Origin of the sequence: Pseudomonas mercuritolerans (genome assembly GCF_025706525.1) — a bacterium.
GTDB lineage: Bacteria > Pseudomonadota > Gammaproteobacteria > Pseudomonadales > Pseudomonadaceae > Aquipseudomonas > Aquipseudomonas mercuritolerans.
The window spans coordinates 455,531-472,753 of the sequence record NZ_JAMSHA010000004.1 but is presented as its reverse complement, the minus strand read 5'-3'; the positions used below and the strand labels follow the sequence as shown (position 1 = coordinate 472,753).

The 17,223-nt window shown below is 62.3% G+C and carries 16 protein-coding genes; 7 read left to right on the top strand and 9 right to left on the bottom strand.

Going from position 1 to position 17,223, the window contains the following annotated elements:
• Positions 1-20 precede the first annotated feature (20 nt).
• Positions 21-626: an arylesterase gene (locus ND528_RS14285; protein WP_263470557.1), complete on the bottom strand. Its 606-nt coding sequence runs from the start codon at positions 624-626 to the stop codon at positions 21-23.
• A gap of 10 nt (positions 627-636) precedes the next feature.
• On the opposite strand from ND528_RS14285, the gene ND528_RS14280 reads away from it, so the two are divergent.
• The 3 genes from ND528_RS14280 to greB are packed head-to-tail and all read left to right on the top strand — an operon-like array spanning position 637 to position 4,356.
• Positions 637-1,320, top strand: a complete 684-nt coding sequence (locus ND528_RS14280) for an ABC transporter ATP-binding protein (protein WP_016770883.1) — start codon at positions 637-639, stop codon at positions 1,318-1,320.
• Positions 1,320-3,824, top strand: a complete 2,505-nt coding sequence (locus tag ND528_RS14275) for an ABC transporter permease (protein WP_263470556.1) — start codon at positions 1,320-1,322, stop codon at positions 3,822-3,824. Before ND528_RS14280 ends, ND528_RS14275 begins: the two co-directional genes overlap by 1 nt.
• A gap of 34 nt (positions 3,825-3,858) precedes the next feature.
• On the top strand, positions 3,859-4,356 hold the full coding sequence (greB, locus tag ND528_RS14270) for a transcription elongation factor GreB (RefSeq protein ID WP_071173132.1): 498 nt from the start codon (positions 3,859-3,861) through the stop codon (positions 4,354-4,356).
• Between the two features lie 6 nt (positions 4,357-4,362).
• Here greB and ND528_RS14265 read toward each other — a convergent pair whose 3' ends face one another.
• The 3 genes from ND528_RS14265 to ND528_RS14255 all read right to left on the bottom strand — a co-directional run bounded on the left by ND528_RS14265 (position 4,363) and on the right by ND528_RS14255 (position 6,890).
• On the bottom strand, positions 4,363-4,671 hold the full coding sequence (locus ND528_RS14265; protein WP_137213820.1) for a class I SAM-dependent methyltransferase: 309 nt from the start codon (positions 4,669-4,671) through the stop codon (positions 4,363-4,365).
• A gap of 249 nt (positions 4,672-4,920) precedes the next feature.
• A complete protein-coding gene (locus tag ND528_RS14260) occupies positions 4,921-5,355 on the bottom strand; it encodes a DoxX family protein (RefSeq protein WP_039759946.1) in 435 nt (144 codons plus the stop codon).
• 113 nt (positions 5,356-5,468) lie between these two features.
• The gene (locus tag ND528_RS14255) at positions 5,469-6,890 is read right to left on the bottom strand and encodes an MltF family protein (protein ID WP_212616837.1); all 1,422 of its coding nucleotides are present in this window, start codon (positions 6,888-6,890) and stop codon (positions 5,469-5,471) included.
• Between the two features lie 235 nt (positions 6,891-7,125).
• Here ND528_RS14255 and ND528_RS14250 point away from each other — a divergent pair, with 235 nt between their 5' ends.
• From ND528_RS14250 to ND528_RS14240, 3 genes are all read left to right on the top strand, one after another.
• Positions 7,126-7,932, top strand: coding sequence for a TatD family hydrolase (locus tag ND528_RS14250; RefSeq protein ID WP_263470555.1), 807 nt, complete (start codon positions 7,126-7,128; stop codon positions 7,930-7,932).
• 207 nt (positions 7,933-8,139) lie between these two features.
• Positions 8,140-9,621 carry a methyl-accepting chemotaxis protein gene (locus ND528_RS14245; RefSeq protein ID WP_263470554.1) on the top strand — a complete coding sequence of 494 codons (1,482 nt, stop codon included), beginning with the start codon at positions 8,140-8,142 and terminating at the stop codon, positions 9,619-9,621.
• Positions 9,622-9,823: 202 nt separating this feature from the next.
• Positions 9,824-10,189, top strand: a complete 366-nt coding sequence (locus ND528_RS14240; protein WP_064391411.1) for a DUF962 domain-containing protein — start codon at positions 9,824-9,826, stop codon at positions 10,187-10,189.
• 1 nt (position 10,190) lies between these two features.
• On the opposite strand, the gene ND528_RS14235 is transcribed toward ND528_RS14240, so the two are convergent.
• The 3 genes from ND528_RS14235 to ND528_RS14225 all read right to left on the bottom strand — a co-directional run bounded on the left by ND528_RS14235 (position 10,191) and on the right by ND528_RS14225 (position 12,370).
• A complete protein-coding gene (locus tag ND528_RS14235; RefSeq protein WP_263470553.1) occupies positions 10,191-10,985 on the bottom strand; it encodes an acyl-CoA thioesterase in 795 nt (264 codons plus the stop codon).
• A 244-nt stretch (positions 10,986-11,229) separates the two neighbouring features.
• Positions 11,230-11,988, bottom strand: coding sequence for a CHAD domain-containing protein (locus ND528_RS14230; protein ID WP_122700144.1), 759 nt, complete (start codon positions 11,986-11,988; stop codon positions 11,230-11,232).
• Between the two features lie 103 nt (positions 11,989-12,091).
• Positions 12,092-12,370 carry a hypothetical protein gene (locus tag ND528_RS14225; RefSeq protein ID WP_016770894.1) on the bottom strand — a complete coding sequence of 93 codons (279 nt, stop codon included), beginning with the start codon at positions 12,368-12,370 and terminating at the stop codon, positions 12,092-12,094.
• Between the two features lie 214 nt (positions 12,371-12,584).
• Here ND528_RS14225 and ND528_RS14220 point away from each other — a divergent pair, with 214 nt between their 5' ends.
• Complete coding sequence (locus ND528_RS14220; RefSeq protein ID WP_071173138.1) at positions 12,585-13,622, top strand: patatin-like phospholipase family protein; 1,038 nt, start codon at positions 12,585-12,587, stop codon at positions 13,620-13,622.
• Positions 13,623-13,731: 109 nt separating this feature from the next.
• Here the strand turns inward: ND528_RS14220 and ND528_RS14215 are convergent, their stop codons facing one another.
• Together ND528_RS14215 and ND528_RS14210 are read right to left on the bottom strand one after the other, a co-directional pair.
• Complete coding sequence (locus tag ND528_RS14215; RefSeq protein WP_263470552.1) at positions 13,732-14,427, bottom strand: response regulator; 696 nt, start codon at positions 14,425-14,427, stop codon at positions 13,732-13,734.
• A gap of 48 nt (positions 14,428-14,475) precedes the next feature.
• Positions 14,476-17,127 carry a sensor histidine kinase KdpD gene (locus ND528_RS14210; RefSeq protein WP_263470551.1) on the bottom strand — a complete coding sequence of 884 codons (2,652 nt, stop codon included), beginning with the start codon at positions 17,125-17,127 and terminating at the stop codon, positions 14,476-14,478.
• Positions 17,128-17,223: the final 96 nt, after the last annotated feature.

Below are 17,223 nucleotides of genomic sequence, written 5' to 3'. Positions count from 1 at the left end.
AGCCTGCCACTAGAAAAGCCTCATAACAGCGGTTTTAGCGTCGGCCAGACATTTTCCAGCAACTTGCCCTGAGCCCCGGCGGCCGGGTGTAGACCGTCGGCTTGCATCAGGTCCGAGTGCCCACCGACACCTTCGAGAAAAAACGGCACCAACGGGATGTTTTTCTCTTCGGCGAGCTTGCCGTAAACCTCGGCGAACGAATCGGTGTAGCGCTTGCCATAATTGGGTGGCAACTGCATGCCGAGCAGCAGCACTTTCGCGCCGCTCTGCCGCGAGCTGTCGATCATCGAGGCAAGATTTTGTTGCAATTGTGTTGGCGGCATCCCGCGCAGGCCGTCATTGCCACCCAGCTCGAGGATCACCAACTCCGGCTTATGCTCTGCAAGCAGCGCCGGCAGCCGCGCCTGGCCTCCGGCACTGGTGTCGCCACTGATCGAGGCGTTGACCACTTTATCGTCGAAACCCTCCTGTTTGAGCCGCTGCTCGAGCAGCGAGACCCACCCCAGACGGGTATCCAGGCCGAAACCGGCGCTGATACTATCGCCAACGATCAGGACAGTACCCGCCGCTGCGTTCTGGGCCATGCACATCAAGGCCAGGCCAGCACTCAAAAACCATACACGCATCGGATTCTCCATGGGCGCAAGCATTCTCACCGCGAAGAACCTCAGCAAAGTGGTCCCTAGCGCGGAAGGTGAACTGACTATCCTGCACGAACTCAGCCTGGAACTGAACAAGGGCGACAGCCTGGCCATCGTCGGCGCGTCCGGTTCCGGCAAATCCACCCTCCTCGGCCTGCTCGCCGGCCTCGACCTGCCGAGCAGCGGCGAAGTCACCCTCGCCGGCCAGGGCCTGAGCAATCTCGACGAAGACCAGCGCGCACGAATCCGCGCCGAGCACGTCGGGTTTGTCTTCCAGTCATTTCAGTTGCTCGACAGTCTCAATGCGCTGGAAAACGTCATGCTGCCGCTCGAACTCGATGGCCGCAAAGATGCCCGCGAGCGCGCCACACAGTTGCTCCAGCGCGTCGGCCTCGGCCAGCGCCTGACCCACTCGCCGCGCCAGCTCTCCGGTGGTGAACAGCAGCGCGTGGCCATCGCCCGCGCCTTCGCTGCCGAACCGGACGTGCTGTTCGCCGACGAGCCGACCGGCAACCTCGACAGCCACACCGGCGAGCGCATCAGCGACTTGCTGTTCGAATTGAACAAGGAACGCGGCACCACCCTGGTGCTGGTGACCCACGACGAACGCCTGGCCCATCGCTGCCGGCGCCTGATCCGTCTTGAAGCCGGGCTGCTGGTCGCCCCTCTGGAGCCTTGATGGCACGTCTGCCGCTGTTGCGTCTGTTCAGTCTTGCCCTGCGCCAGCTCATGCGCGATGCCCGCGCCGGTGAGTTGCGCGTGTTGTTCTTTGCGCTGGTGGTGGCCGTCGCGGCGAGCACCGCGATCGGCTACTTCGGCGCCCGCCTCAACGGCGCGATGATGCTGCGCGCGACCGAGTTTCTCGGTGCCGATCTGGTGCTGGAAGGCAGCTCGCCGGCCCGCGAGGAGCAAATCCGCAGCGGCACCGAACTGCGCCTGAATCATGCGCAAGTGGTGGAGTTTTCCAGCGTCATTGCCACCGATAACGGCATTCAGCTGTCGAGCATCAAAGCCGTCGACCGCGCCTATCCACTGCGCGGCGAGCTGAAGAGCGCGCCCGCACCCTTTGCCCTGGAAGAAGTCGGCGGCGAACCGCAACCCGGTGAAGCCTGGGTCGAGGCGCGCCTGTTGACCGCGCTGGATCTGAAGATCGGCGACAGCATCGACGTCGGCATGAAGACCTTGAAGCTGACCCGCGTGCTGACCTACGAGCCGGATCGCGCTGGCAACTTCTACAGCCTGACGCCACGGGTGCTGATCAATCTTGACGACCTCACCGCCACCGGCGTGGTGCAACCCGGCAGCCGGGTGAGTTACCGCGAGCTCTGGCGCGGCGAACCGCAGACGCTGGAAACCTATCGTGAATTGATCAAACCGGGCCTCGCTGCAAACCAGCGAATCCAGGATGCCCGTGACGGTAACCGACAGATTGGCGGTGCGCTGGGCAAGGCCGAGCGCTATCTGAACATGGCCAGTCTGGTCGCGGTGTTGCTGGCCGGGGTGGCCGTGGCGTTGTCGGCCAACCGTTTCGCCAGTCGGCGTTTCGATGCCAGTGCCTTGCTGCGCTGCCTCGGCTTGTCGCGCCGGGAAACCATGGTGCTGTTCAGCCTGCAACTGACCGTGCTCGGCCTGATTGCCGCCATCAGTGGCGCGCTGCTCGGCTGGCTGGCGCAACTGGGGCTGTTCGCACTGTTGCATGATTTACTGCCGAGCGATGTGCCGCCGGGTGGCCTGTTTCCGGCGATTGCCGGGATTGGCACCGGGCTGGTGGCGCTGGCCGGTTTTGCCTTGCCGCCACTCGCGGCACTGGGTCGCGTGCCGCCGCTGCGGGTATTGCGCCGCGACATGCTGCCGATCCCCTCGAGCACATGGATGGTCTACGGCGCGGCGCTGGGTGCGCTGGGCCTGATCATGTGGCGTCTGAGCCTCGACCTGCTGCTGACCTTCGCCCTGCTTGGCGGCGGCGTGGTCGCCGCGCTGGTGCTGGGCGGCCTGCTGCTGTTGTTGCTGCAAAGCCTGCGCCGCATGCTCGCCCGCGCCTCGTTGCCGTGGCGCCTGGGTCTTGGCCAGTTGTTGCGGCATCCATTGGCGGCAGCCGGGCAGTCGCTGGCGTTCGGTCTGATCCTGTTGTCGATGGCGCTGATCGCACTGCTGCGCGGCGAACTGCTCGACACCTGGCAAAACCAGCTACCGAAAAACGCGCCGAACTATTTCGCGCTGAATATTCTCCCGGCGGACAAACAGGCTTTCGCCGATCACCTGATCAAGGTGTCCGCGCAAGCGGCGCCGCTGTATCCGGTGGTGCCAGGGCGACTGATCAGCATCAATGGCGAGGCGGTACAGCAAATCGTCAGCAAGGACTCGGCCGGTGATCGCGCCATCCAGCGTGACTTGAGCCTGACCTGGGCGGCGGATCTGCCGGCCGGCAACAAGCTCACCGCCGGCTCGTGGTGGAGCGGCCAGCCGTCTGATGATGTGCCGGGGGTTTCGGTGGAAGGCAAGGTGGCCGAAAGCCTGAAACTCAAACTCGGCGATCACATGGTGTTCAGCGTTGGCGGGGTCAATCGGGAAGCAAAGGTCACCAGCTTGCGCGAGATCAACTGGGACAACTTCCAGCCGAACTTCTTCATGATCTTCCAGCCTGGCACCTTGAAGGATCTGCCGGCGACCTACCTGACCAGTTTCTATTTGGCCCCTGGGCATGATCAGCAGATTGTCGAGCTGTCGCGGACCTTCCCGGCGGTGACCATCCTGCAGGTCGAAGCGTTGCTCGAACAGCTGCGCAGCATCCTCGCTCAGGTCACCCTGGCGGTGGAATACGTATTGTTGTTTGTTCTGGCTGCGGGGATGGCGGTGCTGTTCTCCGGCCTGCAAGCGACGCTGGATGAACGCATTCGCCAAGGGGCGCTGTTACGCGCGCTGGGTGCCGAGCGGCAGTTGCTGATCAAGGCGCGGCGTATCGAATTCGGCTTGTTGGGCGCGGTAAGCGGCTTGCTCGCGGCGATCGGTTCGGAGGTTGTCAGTCTGGTGCTGTACCGCTTCGCCTTCGATCTGCCATGGCATCCGCATCCATGGCTGCTGGTGCTGCCGTTGATTGGCGCCGCGCTGATTGGTGGCGCCGGTGTGTTCGGCACGCGTCGCGCTCTGAATGCCAGCCCACTGACAGTGTTGCGCGAGGGTTGATAGACTCAAGCCGTCTTAATCACAAGAAGTCGCCATGAGCCGTTATCGCCCTCCCCGCACCGCCGGCACCGCGCTGATCACCCCCGAGGGTGAAGCGCGGATGCGCGCCGAATTCCATGAGTTGTGGCATGTTCGTCGCCCGCAGGTCACCCAGGCGGTGAGTGAAGCGGCAGCGCAAGGTGATCGTTCGGAAAACGCCGAGTACACCTACGGGAAAAAGATGCTGCGGGAAATCGACAGCCGCGTGCGCTTTCTCACCAAACGCCTGGAAGCGCTCAAGGTGGTCAGCGAAAAACCCAGCGATCCGAACAAGGTCTATTTCGGCGCCTGGGTGACCATCGAAGACGAAGACGGCAAGCAATCGCGCTACCGCATCGTCGGCCCCGATGAACTGGACCTTAAACAGGGTTTGATCAGCATCGACTCGCCGCTGGCCCGCGCGCTGATCGGCAAGGCACTCGACGCTGAAGTGCGGGTGCAGACGCCGACCGGCGAGCAGTTCGTTTACATCGTTGCGATTGAATATCCGTAAGACCAATCAGCGCCGAGTGATCAGGCCCTGCCGCGCAACGCGGGTGAGTTGCTTGATCATTTCCGCCGCATCTTCTGCGCTCGGCGCTTGAATCACCGCCAGATCGAAGCTGTCCGTAGCGAAACGCGCCAGCGACTCGCCGTCATCGACAAACTGGATCAGGAACGCGGCAGGACCGCCGCTGCGACGTGGCCAGCCATCGAGATAACGCAACAGCGTCGGCTGGTGTTTGCCGCCAAGAAGGATTTTCGGGTTGCGCTGGGTGACATGTGCCGTGATCGGCGCGGGACGTGCTGGAGGGCGTAGTGCGTTCATCGTGTCGTGTCTCTGCCTCAAAAGTCTGCATGGCAGGTGAGAGGCAACACCGAACCAGCGCTTTAGCGGTATTTCGAAGCCCTGTTCCGGCTTCTGACGGTAACTGTAGAAGTCACCTGGCGCCCCGCAAGTAGCTGTTTAAATCGGCGCATGGGCAACATCCTAGAGAACGTGACCAACCAGTGTCAAGAATCCCCCACAACAAAAAAAGGCCCGCGCAATGCGGGCCTTTGCCTTGGGCCAGAGCCTTCAACCGGCGATGGCGCGATCCGCCGAGAGCTTGCCGGCACCTTCGATCAGTACCGCGATGCTGCCGGCCAGCAGAGCCAGAGCAAACTCATAACCGTTGTTGGCCATGAACAGACCGTTGCCGATGTGCACCGAGAAGATCGCCACCAGCGAGAGGAACGCCAGACCCAGTGCCGCCGGGCGTACCAGCAGGCCGATGATCAGCGCCAGACCGGCGAAGAACTCGGTACCGCCGGCCAGCGAGGCCATCAGATAGCCCGGGGTCAGGCCGATGCTTTCCATCCATTGCGCAGTGCCGGCCAGGCCGTAACCACCGAACAGACCAAAGAGTTTCTGCGAACCGTGGGCGGCGAAGATCACGCCGACAGCAATGCGCAGGACAGTCAGGCCGTAACCGGCGCGGGTGAACAGAACCTTGTTGATCAGAGAGCTCATGGTGCATTCCTTGTTGTGCAGAAGTGTTTGTGTGTTTGGGTTGGTCGCTATATTAATCAGTTTATTTCATGTTTAAAGCGCAAAAATTTCGCCATAACAATCGAATTGTTAGATTATTTCCGTGTGACCACTTTCTGCTGCCGGGGCTCGAGCGACTCACGCTCCCGGTCGAATGCCAGGTAATACTTGTTCACGCTATTAACATAGCTGACGGCGCCCATCCCCACCTGCTCCATGGCAATGCGCTCGACCTGGAAGAACCACTGGTTGGGATTGAGGCCGCGGCGGCGGGCTTCGGCGCGCATGCCCTGCACGCGCTCGGGGCCGATGTTGTACGCGGCGAGGGTGAACGCCATGCGCTCACGCTCGTTGAGTTTCGGGCTGCTGAAGAACTTGCGGCGGATCATCGCCAGGTACTTGGCGCCGGCCTGCACATTCGCATCGAGATTCTGGATATTGCTCACGCCGACCCGCTGCGCGGCGGACGGGGTGATCTGCATCAGCCCGGTCGGGCCGCTGCCGCTGCGAGCGTTGGGCTGCAGACGCGACTCCTTGAACGCCAGCGCCGCCAGATTGAGCCAGTCCATGTTTTGCGCGTCGGCATGCTTCTGCAGGGTCGGACGGAGTTTTTCCAGACGCTGGCGATCGGCCTTGGCCAGCGGATTGTGTACTTGATACAGGCGTCGATAGATGCGCAGGAACGCCGCGTCTTCGTCTGACGGTTTCTTGTAACCGGTGAGGAAGCGATCAATGCTCGCGCGCAACATCGACGCATCGCGACGCACGAACCAATGCTCCTCGCCCGGCTCGCCGAGGCTCAGTTGCCGATCGAGGCGCAGCTTCGGCAGGATCTTGCCCCAACGCTCGGCAATCGGTTGCTCGACGATGGTCAGGTGGAAAATCCCGCCCTGGACCATCTCCAGCACGTCTTCGACTGCCAGCGTCGGATCTACCCATTCGATATTGATCGGCGCCAGTTTGTGCAGCGCCAGTTTCTGGTTGAGCAGGCTGACCACCTCCCCCGCCGCACTGCCGGTGGGCAAGGCCAGGGTCTTGCCGGACAGTTGCTCGACCTTGGTGTAACGGCGCTGGCCCTTGATGCCGACGAGCACCAGCGGCACGTTGCTGGCGATCGGTTCGCTGCTGGCGACCGCGTAGCCCGAGGGCAGATCGAGCAATTCACCGGGCGCGACCATATCGCCTTCGCCACGCTGCAAGGCGCCGAGCAATTGATCCTTGGCTTTGGGAATGATTTTGAGGGTAACGTCCTGGCCATCACGGGCATGGCCGTTGAGGTATTGCTCGAAGGCGCGCAGTCGGTGGTACTCGACACCAATGGCCTGGCCCTGGACTTCGCCGGAGCTGTTGCGGCTCTGATTGACCAGCACGCGCAGCACGCGGCTGCTGCGAATGTCCGAGAGGTCGCGAACCTTGCTCGCCGGCACGGTTTGCAGCGGCCCGGGCAGGCGTGCGACCGCCGTCATCGGCAGCAGCAACGCAGCACACAACAGCAGCAGAACCGAGGGACGATGCATCCACTCTCCGAAAAGAATACGGGGCGATTGCGTCGCAAAAGAGACGACATCACCGACGAAAACAGAGCGCTTTGAGCGCTGATAAAGTGCGAGAGACTGGCACAGTGATGGCCTTGTCGCCACCCCGGAGTCCTTCGCGGCCTCAACAGACAGCCATAAGTCTTTGTAGTTCTTGGCTTTTCTTATAAATCTACAGCTCTGATATGCTTTCCGGCCTTCGGCCCGAGGTAGCACCATGCAACTCATCGATATCGGCGTCAACCTGACCAACCCCAGTTTCGCCGACAAACATCAGGCCGTGCTCGACCGCGCCTACGCCGCCGGCGTCTGCCAACTGGTGCTGACGGGCACCAGCGTCGAGGGCAGCGAGCAGGCGCTGGAACTGTGCCGGCAACTGGATGAAAGCGGCCAAAGGCTGTTCGCCACCGCCGGTATTCACCCGCATTCGGCCAGCGACTGGAACGCTGACAGCGCCCGTCGCCTGCGCAGTCTGTTGAACGAATCCAGTGTCGTCGCGGTGGGCGAATGCGGGCTGGATTTCAACCGCGATTTCTCCCCGCGCCCGCAACAGGAAAAGGTTCTCGAAGAACATCTGGCGCTGGCCGTCGAGTTGCAATTGCCGGTGTTCCTGCACGAGCGCGATGCCAGCCAGCGCCTGCTGGAGATCCTCAAGGACTTCCGCGATCAACTGCCGGCGGCGGTGGTGCACTGCTTCACTGGCGAGCAAAAGGCCTTGTTCAGCTACCTCGATCTGGATCTGCACATCGGCATCACCGGCTGGATCTGCGACGAACGCCGGGGCACGCACCTGCATCCGCTGGTCAAAGAGATCAAAGCGGGACGGCTGATGCTGGAAAGCGACGCGCCGTATCTGCTGCCACGCACGTTGCGGCCGAAGCCGAAAAACGGGCGCAACGAACCGGCGTATCTGACCGAAGTGTTGCGCGAGGTGGCGCTGCATCGCGGCGAGACCGAGGAAGCGCTGGCCGCGCATAGCACCGCATGTGCCCGGGCGTTTTTTAATCTCCCCATTCTCCCCTGACTGCACACGTCCCCTGTGGGAGCGAGCCTGCTCGCGAAGGCGTTGGATCAGCTACAAATGGGCTGAATGACGCAGCGCTTTCGCGAGCAGGCTCGCTCCCACAATAGATCTCGGCATCCGTTGATTCATATCAAAACTCCCGAATCTGCATAGCGGCACAATAATGGCACCTTGCCAAAACTGTTTCCGCTATCAGAGAAGACCTCCATGGGTGCCTGGCTTAGCAATATCTCGCTGAAATACAAATTCTGGGCGGTCAACGCGGTCGCCTTTGTCACCACCCTGCTGCTCGTGCTGTACGCCGTACATCTTGAACAACAGGCCCGCAACGAAGCCACGCAGGCTTCCGCGCAGGCGCAGGCGCAGTTGCTCAAGGCCTGGCCGCCCGGGCAACCGTTGCCCAAATCCGCGCAAGTGTTGACCTTCAAGCGCGGTGAAGCGCCGCGTCTCAATGATCAACCGCTGCTGGAAATCAGCGGCAGCAACGGCTGGAACGCCATCAATGAAATGCCGCTGTTCGGCGACAGCCCGTTGATGGGCGCCGAAGTGTTCAGCCGTGCCGACGGCGAACAAGTAGCGGTCATCGCCTATGCCCCGAGCCTGAGTCAGGTGTTCAGCGAGCGTTTCGCCAACTATGCGCTGGCGGTCTTCGTCCTGATGCTGGCGATGCTCGGTGCCTCGCAATTGTTGATCCGCTTTTTGCTCAGCCAGCTGAACACGTTGAAAGACGTGATGCTGCACGTTGAAAAAACCGGCGATCTTTCTGCTCGTGTGCCGCTGGTGGGCAAGGACGAAGTCGGCCAGATGGCCAATGCCTTCAACGCCATGCAGGCCGGTTATCAACGCGTCGTGACCACCGTTGCCAGCACCGCGCGACAACTGGATGACGGCGCTGCGCGGCTGGCCTCGAGCATGAACGATGTGCGCCACGGCATGCTCGGCCAGCAAAGCGAAACCGATCAGGCCGCCACCGCGATCAACGAAATGACCGCCACCGTTTATCACATCGCGCAACACGCCGGCGCTACTCGTGACCTGTCGAAAACCGCCGATGGCCTCGCCGGCAGCGGTCAGCAAGTGGTGGCGCGGGTGCAGCAGTCGATTGCCGGGTTGTCCAGCGGCGTGCAGCAGACGGCAGAAATGATTCAACGCCTGGCCGAGGACAGCCAGAAGATCAACGGCGTGGTCAGCGTGATTCACAGCATTGCCGAACAGACCAATCTGCTCGCGCTCAACGCGGCGATCGAAGCGGCCCGCGCCGGGGAGATGGGTCGCGGCTTTGCCGTGGTTGCCGATGAAGTGCGCAACCTCGCCAAGCGCGTGCAGGCGTCCACCGACGAGATCACCGGCATGATCGCCGCGTTGCAGGCCGGCACCCGCGATGCGGTGGATTTCATGCAGGAGAGTTCGTACAAAGCCGACGACTGCGTGCAGCAGGCCCAGGAGGCTGGCGCGGCGCTGGCGGAAATCACCGGAGCGGTGGCGCAGATGCGCGAAAGCAACACGCAGATTGCCGTCGCGGCGGAACAGCAGAGTCAGGTTGCCGAGGAGATGAACCGGGCGGTGGTGAGTATTCGTGACGTGACTGAAAATACCGTGCAGCAGACGGTGGATTCGGCGACGACCAGTAATGAGCTGGCGACGTTGGCCGGAGAGTTGAACAAGGCGATAGGTCAGTTGAAATTGTGAGTCCGCTTTCGCGAGCAGGCTTGCTCCCACATGCGCCATAGAATCAATGTGGGAGCGAGCCTGCTCGCGAAGACGTCAGAGGCATCTACATCGAATCCTGCGATGACGGCTATCACTTCAATAGCCAACCTTGATTCGCCGCCCTCCGCGCCCGGGCCTATTCTTCAAGCATGTGTTCAACATGGATCGAGGAGTAGCAAACATGGGCAAACGTCACCCCAACCTTCCCGCGTGGCAATGGCGCGCTTACCCGGGCAATCATCAGCATCCGACCAATCTGGTCCTGCACCTGATTGCCGTGCCGCTGTTCATCGTGGCGTTTCTGCTGATCGTGTCGGGGGTGTTCAGCCTGAGCCTGGCCAGCGTCGCCATCGGCGTGATCGGTATCGTCGCGGCGCTGGGTCTGCAGCGCCACGGCCACCGCCTGGAGGCGCAAGCCTCCGAGCCGTTCAGTGATCGCAAAGATGCCGTGTCACGTTTGCTGGTCGAGCAGTTTCTGACCTTTCCGCGGTTCTTTCTCAGCGGTGGCTGGTGGCGCGCCTGGCGTGAGCGCCACCGTCGGCATTGAGTCAGGCGAAGATCGTCACGGTCTGCCGACTCATGGCAATCAACTCTCCCTTCGCGTTCCACAGCTTCGCGGCGACATGGCCGTAGCCGTCGGCTGCGTATTCGATGTCGGCGAGGTATTGGCACCAGTCCAGCGTGCTCAAGTCGTGTAACGGCTGCACGAATTCGATGGTCCAGGTCAGCGTGCTACCCGGTGCCGGTTTTTTCAGATACGGCAACAGCGCCGGCGGCCAGGCATCCACCAGCGCCAGCAGATGCGCCTCGTTGACCGGCTCCTCTTTGACATCCCCACGCAACCGCACCCAGCCGCCCATCAAGCGCGATGGCGTGTTGGAGAACGGAATACCGCCGACGCTCCAGCGCATCGCCAGATGGCGCATGAATTCCGGGGTTACGCCTTTGATGTAGGGCAGCTCCTGGCACTCGTCCCAGTGTTTAATGGTGGGCGCCGGATAGGCTTCGACGGCGACTTCCGAAGGCCGCGAGGCACCGAAGCTGCCCTGAATGATCGTCACCACTTGGCCATTTTGCATGGCGCGGCCCAACACCTGGCTGACCGCTTTGCCTTCACGCAGCACATCGACTTCGAAACTCACCGGCACTTGCGGCTCGACCGGGCCGACAAAGGTAATCGCCAGCGAACGCACCGGGCGCTCCGTCGGCACCCTGGCGCGCATGGCTTCAAATTGCAGCGCGGCCACCAGCCCGCCAAAACTGGCCCGGCCCTGCCCCCATTCGGCGGGGATGATCACTTCAGGTCGTTGGCGGACAGCATCGAGCAGATCGCAAAAGCGCATGGCAACCTCGGAAAGCGAAAAAAGGAATGCAGGGATCTTAACCAGCCAAGGACGGCGGCGCAGCGTCTATTCCGGTCAAATGCGCTGACAGATAGGCCTTGGCGCGTTTCAATTTCGCCACAAACCCTTGTAGGAGCTGTCGAGTGAAACGAGGCTGCGATCTTTGATCTTGATCTAAAAAAACAAGATCAAAAGATCGCAGCCTCGTTTCACTCGACAGCTCCTACAGGAGGACGTGGCGATATCAGGATTTGAAACACGTAGCGCTGAGCTTCTCCAGCACTTGATCGGCCTTCAGCTCTGCCTTGATCAACCCCGCCTGCCAAGTCGCCACGCACGGTTGCAGATCGGCTTCCTGCTCGGCGCGGGCCAGCCATTGCCAGCAATCGTGCCAATCGCCCAGTGCGCCTTGCGCCGATTTCAGGCGTTTGTAAGCCGGTTTCGGCAAGCGATCCAGCTCGGGATAGGCTTCGATGCCATAGCGCACGCGCTTGATCAGCAGGCGCAGACGATGGCGGTCATGGGCGGGATCGTGCAGCGCCGCGTCGAGTTTTTGCCACTGTTTGCCTAGGCGTTTTTCGATGCGTTTATCCAGATCCTTGAGCAGACCCTGGCGCTGGGACGCGCGCAAAAAGCGTGGAAAGGCGTCGAGAATCATCAGCAACGAAGCCAGTTCCGCACTCGCCGCCAGCGCCGGATACGCCTCGGCCATTTGCGCCAGACGCCGCTGCGCAGCCTCAGGTTGGTCATGCTCAAGCAGATACGCCGCCAACACCTCGCGGTCACGCCACGGTGTGGTCAGATCGCCAACTGCCGAGGCCGCCGCCTCCAATTGCTCGACACCCGGCAAGCCGCGCAACGGCCGCAACAGGCTGCGCAGGCGCCGCACCGTAGTGCGCAAATCATGCAACGCCTCGGGATCAGTGCGCGCAGTCAAGCGCGCCTGACATGCCAGCAGCCGCACATCCAGGCTCAACACATGAGCCACCAAGCGATCGATCATGGGGGTCTACTCCGTAGACAGCTGCAAGCTTCAAGTTGCAAGCTGCAAGCTGAACGGGGTCGCTTTGAGCTTGCCGCTTGCAGCTTGAAACTCGCAGCTGCTGTTAGCGTCCTGCGCGGGACTCGCGAATGTAGAAGCGGGCTTTTTCGGCTTTCTTGCTGCAGCCTTCGAAGCCTTCGAATTGTTGCTGGGTCTTGGCGGCAGTCAGCAGCGACAGCGCTTTGGAATAGCTGACGGTGCCGGCGAAGCCTTCAGCCTTGGCCAGGTCCAGTTCGTGCCAGGCCGCGTCGAGTTGGCTGCCGCAGCTATCGCGGTACGCGGTTTTGCCGGCACAACCGGCCAGAACCAGAGCCATCAACGGTACACAGATCCAGGCTTTCATCACTCACACCTCAAGGTAGGTCAACAGTCGTGCAGGTAAGACGGCCAAGCGGCGAAAAAGTGCCTCGCAGACAGGTCAAACCACGTGGCGCAGAGCATAGCGCGCAAGCGTGCGTCGCGAGCGAAAAACGACGTCACCGCTTCGCGCAACGACCTTGGCGATTGAGCCGCTTGGCCGATGCGTGCATTGTGCAGGCTTGTCGGGAGGAAGTTTGATGAAAAAGCGTGTCGCACTGGTGCTGGGCTCCGGTGGCGCCCGGGGCTATGCCCATATCGGCGTTATCGAAGAAATTGAAAAACGCGGCTACGACATCGCCTGCATTGCCGGTTGTTCGATGGGCGCGGTGGTCGGCGGGATCTATGCCGCCGGCAAACTGGATGAGTACCGGCGCTGGATCGAAAGCCTTGATTACCTCGATGTGCTGCGCCTGGTCGATGTGAGTTTCCGTCTCGGCGCGATTCGCGGTGAAAAGGTCTTCGGGCAGATCCGCAAGATCGTCGGCGAGATCAACATCGAAGACCTGCGCATCCCCTACACCGCCGTCGCCGCCGACCTGACCAATCAGCAGGAAATCTGGTTTCAGGAGGGCTGCCTGCACCAGGCCATGCGCGCCTCGGCGGCGATTCCCAGCCTGTTTACCCCAGTGATGCAGGGCAACCGCATGCTGGTCGACGGCGGCATTCTCAATCCGTTGCCGATCGTTCCGGTGGTGTCGAGCCACTGCGACCTGATCATCGCGGTCAACCTCAACGCCACCAATCAGCGGCAGTACAAATTGCCGGTGATCGAGCGGCCAGCGGCGTTCCGTTCGCGCTTCGACAGTCTGATCAAATCCATGGGTTCGAAGTTGCCATTCCGGCGTAAACAGGCCGAGCAATTGTTGAAGCTGGAGCAGGAAGCCTTGCGCGCCGAGGCGGCGGAGATCAATCCGTGGCTCGAAGGCGTCGAACCGGAAAGCCAGCAACCGGCCGCCGCTCCGGAACGTGAAGGCGCACCGAAATCCGCTACCGGTTCGTTCATCATCGATAACGTCGGGCCAGCGTCGTTGCTCGATCTGATCAACCAGAGTTTCGAGGTGATGCAGACCTCACTGGCGCAGTACAAGATCGCCGGGTATCCGCCGGACATCCTGATCAACGTGCCGAAGCGGGTGTGCCGGTTTTTCGAGTTCTACAAAGCGCCGGAGTTGATCGCGCTGGGCAGACAGATTGCCAGTGATACGCTGGATCGGTATGAGCAGGAGCAGGGTTGAACTGATCCGGATTTTTCGGAGTATTTGATGGCCTCTTCGCGAGCAGGCTCGCTCCCACATTTGAAATGCATTCCCCTGTGGGAGCGAGCCTGCTCGCGAAAGCGTCAGCTCAGCCAGCTTCACTCAACAACCGATACCCAACCCCCGCCTCAGTCACGATAAACCGTGGCCGGGTCGGGTCATCCGCCAGTTTCTGCCGCAGATGTCCGACCACGATGCGCAGGTAATGACTGTCCTCGGTGTGCGTCGGCCCCCAGATATCCTTGAGCAATTGCTGCTGGGTGATTACCCGCCCCGGATGCCGCGCCAGTTGCGCGAGCACCGCGTATTCCTTGCGGGTCAGGGCGACTTCGGCGCCGTCAAGCAGCACCCGCCGATAGGCCAGATCCACAGTCAACGGGCCGAAACTCAGCGCCGCCGGCTGCGCCTCCCCCGCCGGAGCCTGGCGCAACAACGCGCGGACCCGGGCGAGAAATTCCTGAATGCCGAACGGTTTGGTCACGTAGTCATTGGCGCCGCCATCCAGCGCTTCAACCTTCTGCCCTTCACTGGCGCGCACCGATAGCACCAGCACTGGCGTGCTCGCCCACTCGCGCAACTCGCGCAGGACCTGCTGACCGTCCATGTCCGGCAACCCGAGGTCGAGCACCACCAGGTCCGGTTTGCTCAGCGCGGCTTGTGCCAGGCCTTCAGCGCCGGTGCCGGCTTCAAGCACTTTGTAGCCTTGTGAAGCGAGGCTGATGCGCAGGAATTTGCGGATCTGCGGTTCGTCGTCGATGATCAAAATGGTCGCGGTCTGGCTCATGAATTCACATCAACAGAAATGAGTGGCAAGAGAGTAGCGCAGTCGACTTCAAGCTTCACCGTCCATCCCCGGCTGCGCCTGCAACGGCAAGTGCAAGGTAATGCAGGTGCCGCGCCCGTCGATGCCGTCAGCCACGGAAATACGCCCGCCGTGTGCGCCGACCATGCCCTGACAGATCGCCAGCCCCAGCCCCGTGCCCTGCCCGCCGCGATCACCGCGCGCGGCGGTGTAGAACATGTCGAAAATCTTCGCTCGGTCCTCTTCGGGAATCCCCGGGCCTTCATCGCTGACCGCAAAGAAAATCTCCTGCTCATCGGCGCCGGCACGCAATTGCAGGCGACCGTGGCTGGGCGAAAATCGCGCGGCGTTTTCCAGCACGTTGACCAGCGCCTGCTCGATCAACGCCGCGTGCACATACAGCAACGGCAGCTCGGCCGGCACTTCGGTGCTGACCTGCAGCGGCGCCAGCACGGCGCGCAGGCGATTGAGCGAACTGCCGACGATATCGGCCGGCGATACCCAGTCCCGCGCCAGCTTCAAGGCGCCGTGGCCGAGGCGAGTCATGTCGAGCAGGTTCTGAATGTAGCGGTCGAGGCGTTCGGCTTCGTCGCGGGTGCCTTCGAGCAGCTCGCGGCGACCTTCCAGCGGGATCGCTTCGCCGAGGGCCAGCAGGCTGTCGATGCTACCGCGCATGGCCGTCAGCGGCGTGCGCAAATCGTGGGACACCGAGGCCAGCAAGGCGCTGCGCAATTGTTCGGTTTCGCCGTGCAGACGCGCCGCTTCGAGGTCATCGGCCAATTGCGCGCGGGCCAGGGCTTGCGCCAACGGCTGGCTCAGCGCAGTGAGCAAGCGCCGGCGCTGACCGCTCAAGCTCTGGCCTTCCTTGGCGCAAACACCAAGCAACGCCAGCGGCCCATCCTCGACCGACAACGGCCACCACCACCAACGCCCCAGCGGCAAGGTGCCGGTGCCCTTGCCCGCCGGTTGATCGTGTTGCCAGGCCCAATCGGCGGCGGCGCGTTCGGCCTCGGTAAATTGCAGCGGCCCGCCGGTTTCGACTTTCCAGCCGCCCTGGCCGTCGCGGTTGAGCAGGCACAATTGCACATCGCTCCAGCCTTCGAGGTGCTGCGCGGCGGCGCTGATCACGGCCTGGCGATCAGTCGCGGCGGTGAGTTTGCGCGACAGGTCGAGCAGTTCGCTGGTCTCTTCCTGGGTATCGCGCAAAGCCTGCAACTGCCGCCGCTGACGCGCCGCAAGGTTGCCGGTGAGCGCCGCCATCAACAGGAAGAACAGCAGCGTCAGCACGTCTTCTTCGCGCTGAATGCTGAAAGAGAAATTCGGCGGGATGAATAGAAAATCGTAGGTGAGAAACGACAACGCCGCACAGGCCAGCGCTGGGCCGAGACTGCTGCGCACCGCCACCAGCAACACCGCCGCGAGAAACACCAGCGAGATGTTCGGCAGCGGCAACACGCTCGACACCGCCCAGGCCAACGCGCTGGCCAACAACGTCGCGACCAGCGCCAGCGCGTAGTCGAACCACACCAGCGTCACTGGATTGCGCGGGCGCGGTTGATGCTGTTCGTGGTCACTGTCGAGCACGTTGATTTCCAGACCGTGCGCCTGACGCAGCAGGCGCGCCGCCAGACCACCGCCGAACAGGCGACGGCGCAAGCGTGGCCGCGACTGGCCGACCAGCAACAGACTGGCGCGGCGCTCGGCGGCGTGTTGAATCAGGGTTTTCGCCACCTCGCCGGCCCGCAACAGCACCACTTCGCCACCGAGGCGTTCGGCCAGTTGCTGGGCGCTTTGCAGGCGCAACCGCGATTGCTCATCACGGGCGCTGCCGTTGTCGACATGCACCAGACTCCACGGCAGATGCCGGCGCTGGGCGACGCGGCTGGCGTGACGCACCAGCCGTTCGGCCTGCGCATCGCCATCGATGCCGACCAACAAACGCCCGCGCACCGCCGGCGCGGCCTGGCCGAGTTGGCGATAGCCTTGGGCGAGATCGTTGTCGACCTGCGCGGCGGCGGTCTGCATCGCCAGTTCGCGCAGGGCGGTGAGATTGGTCTGGGTGAAAAAAGCGTCGATCGCAGCGCGGGCCTGTTCCGGCACGTAGACCTTGCCTTCGCGCAGACGCTCAAGCAATTCACGCGGCGGCAAGTCGATCAGCAGCAGCTCGAAAGCTTCCTGCAACACCCAGTCCGGCAGGGTTTCGCGCACCTGCACGCCAGTGATGCCGCGCACTTGATCATTCAGGCTTTCCAGGTGCTGGACGTTGACCGTGGTGAACACGTCGATGCCGGCGGCGAGCAGTTCCTGAATGTCTTGCCAGCGCTTGGCGTGACGACTGCCGGGGGCGTTGCTGTGGGCCAGTTCATCCACAAGCACAAGCTTCGGCTTGGCGGCGAGAATGCCGTCTAGGTCCATTTCTTCGAGCAGCACGCCACGGTATTCGCTGCGCACCAGCGGTTGCTGTGGCAAGCCGCCGAGCAAGGCTTCGGTTTCGGCACGGCCATGGGTTTCGACCACGCCGGCGAGGACTTTCACGCCTTGGCGCAGCTGCGTGTGCGCGGCCTGAAGCATGGCGTAGGTCTTGCCGACCCCGGGCGCCGCGCCGAGAAAAACCTTGAGCCGGCCACGGCCATCGCGGGGCAGGTCTGCTAACAATGCGTCGGCGCGGCCGGAGTCGCTCATGCTGGGGATGCTCTCTTTCTTCTGATGTTTATGCGGTGATTGTCAGGGCGCCTTCGCGAGCAGGCTCGCTCCCACATGGATATGCATTCCAAAGGT

Bases quoted from the DNA above. Each gene is read 5' to 3' on its own strand.
- ND528_RS14245 (WP_263470554.1), top strand. From the start codon at position 8,140: ATGGGTGCCTGGCTTAGCAATATCTCGCTGAAATACAAATTCTGGGCG.
- ND528_RS14230 (WP_122700144.1), bottom strand. From the start codon at position 11,988: ATGATCGATCGCTTGGTGGCTCATGTGTTGAGCCTGGATGTGCGGCTG.
- ND528_RS14215 (WP_263470552.1), bottom strand. From the start codon at position 14,427: ATGAGCCAGACCGCGACCATTTTGATCATCGACGACGAACCGCAGATC.
- ND528_RS14275 (WP_263470556.1), top strand. From the start codon at position 1,320: ATGGCACGTCTGCCGCTGTTGCGTCTGTTCAGTCTTGCCCTGCGCCAG.
- ND528_RS14265 (WP_137213820.1), bottom strand. From the start codon at position 4,671: ATGAACGCACTACGCCCTCCAGCACGTCCCGCGCCGATCACGGCACAT.
- ND528_RS14260 (WP_039759946.1), bottom strand. From the start codon at position 5,355: ATGAGCTCTCTGATCAACAAGGTTCTGTTCACCCGCGCCGGTTACGGC.
- ND528_RS14255 (WP_212616837.1), bottom strand. From the start codon at position 6,890: ATGCATCGTCCCTCGGTTCTGCTGCTGTTGTGTGCTGCGTTGCTGCTG.
- ND528_RS14220 (WP_071173138.1), top strand. From the start codon at position 12,585: ATGAAAAAGCGTGTCGCACTGGTGCTGGGCTCCGGTGGCGCCCGGGGC.
- ND528_RS14210 (WP_263470551.1), bottom strand. From the start codon at position 17,127: ATGAGCGACTCCGGCCGCGCCGACGCATTGTTAGCAGACCTGCCCCGC.
- ND528_RS14250 (WP_263470555.1), top strand. From the start codon at position 7,126: ATGCAACTCATCGATATCGGCGTCAACCTGACCAACCCCAGTTTCGCC.
- ND528_RS14240 (WP_064391411.1), top strand. From the start codon at position 9,824: ATGGGCAAACGTCACCCCAACCTTCCCGCGTGGCAATGGCGCGCTTAC.
- ND528_RS14285 (WP_263470557.1), bottom strand. From the start codon at position 626: ATGCGTGTATGGTTTTTGAGTGCTGGCCTGGCCTTGATGTGCATGGCC.
- ND528_RS14225 (WP_016770894.1), bottom strand. From the start codon at position 12,370: ATGAAAGCCTGGATCTGTGTACCGTTGATGGCTCTGGTTCTGGCCGGT.
- greB (WP_071173132.1), top strand. From the start codon at position 3,859: ATGAGCCGTTATCGCCCTCCCCGCACCGCCGGCACCGCGCTGATCACC.
- ND528_RS14235 (WP_263470553.1), bottom strand. From the start codon at position 10,985: ATGCGCTTTTGCGATCTGCTCGATGCTGTCCGCCAACGACCTGAAGTG.
- ND528_RS14280 (WP_016770883.1), top strand. From the start codon at position 637: ATGGGCGCAAGCATTCTCACCGCGAAGAACCTCAGCAAAGTGGTCCCT.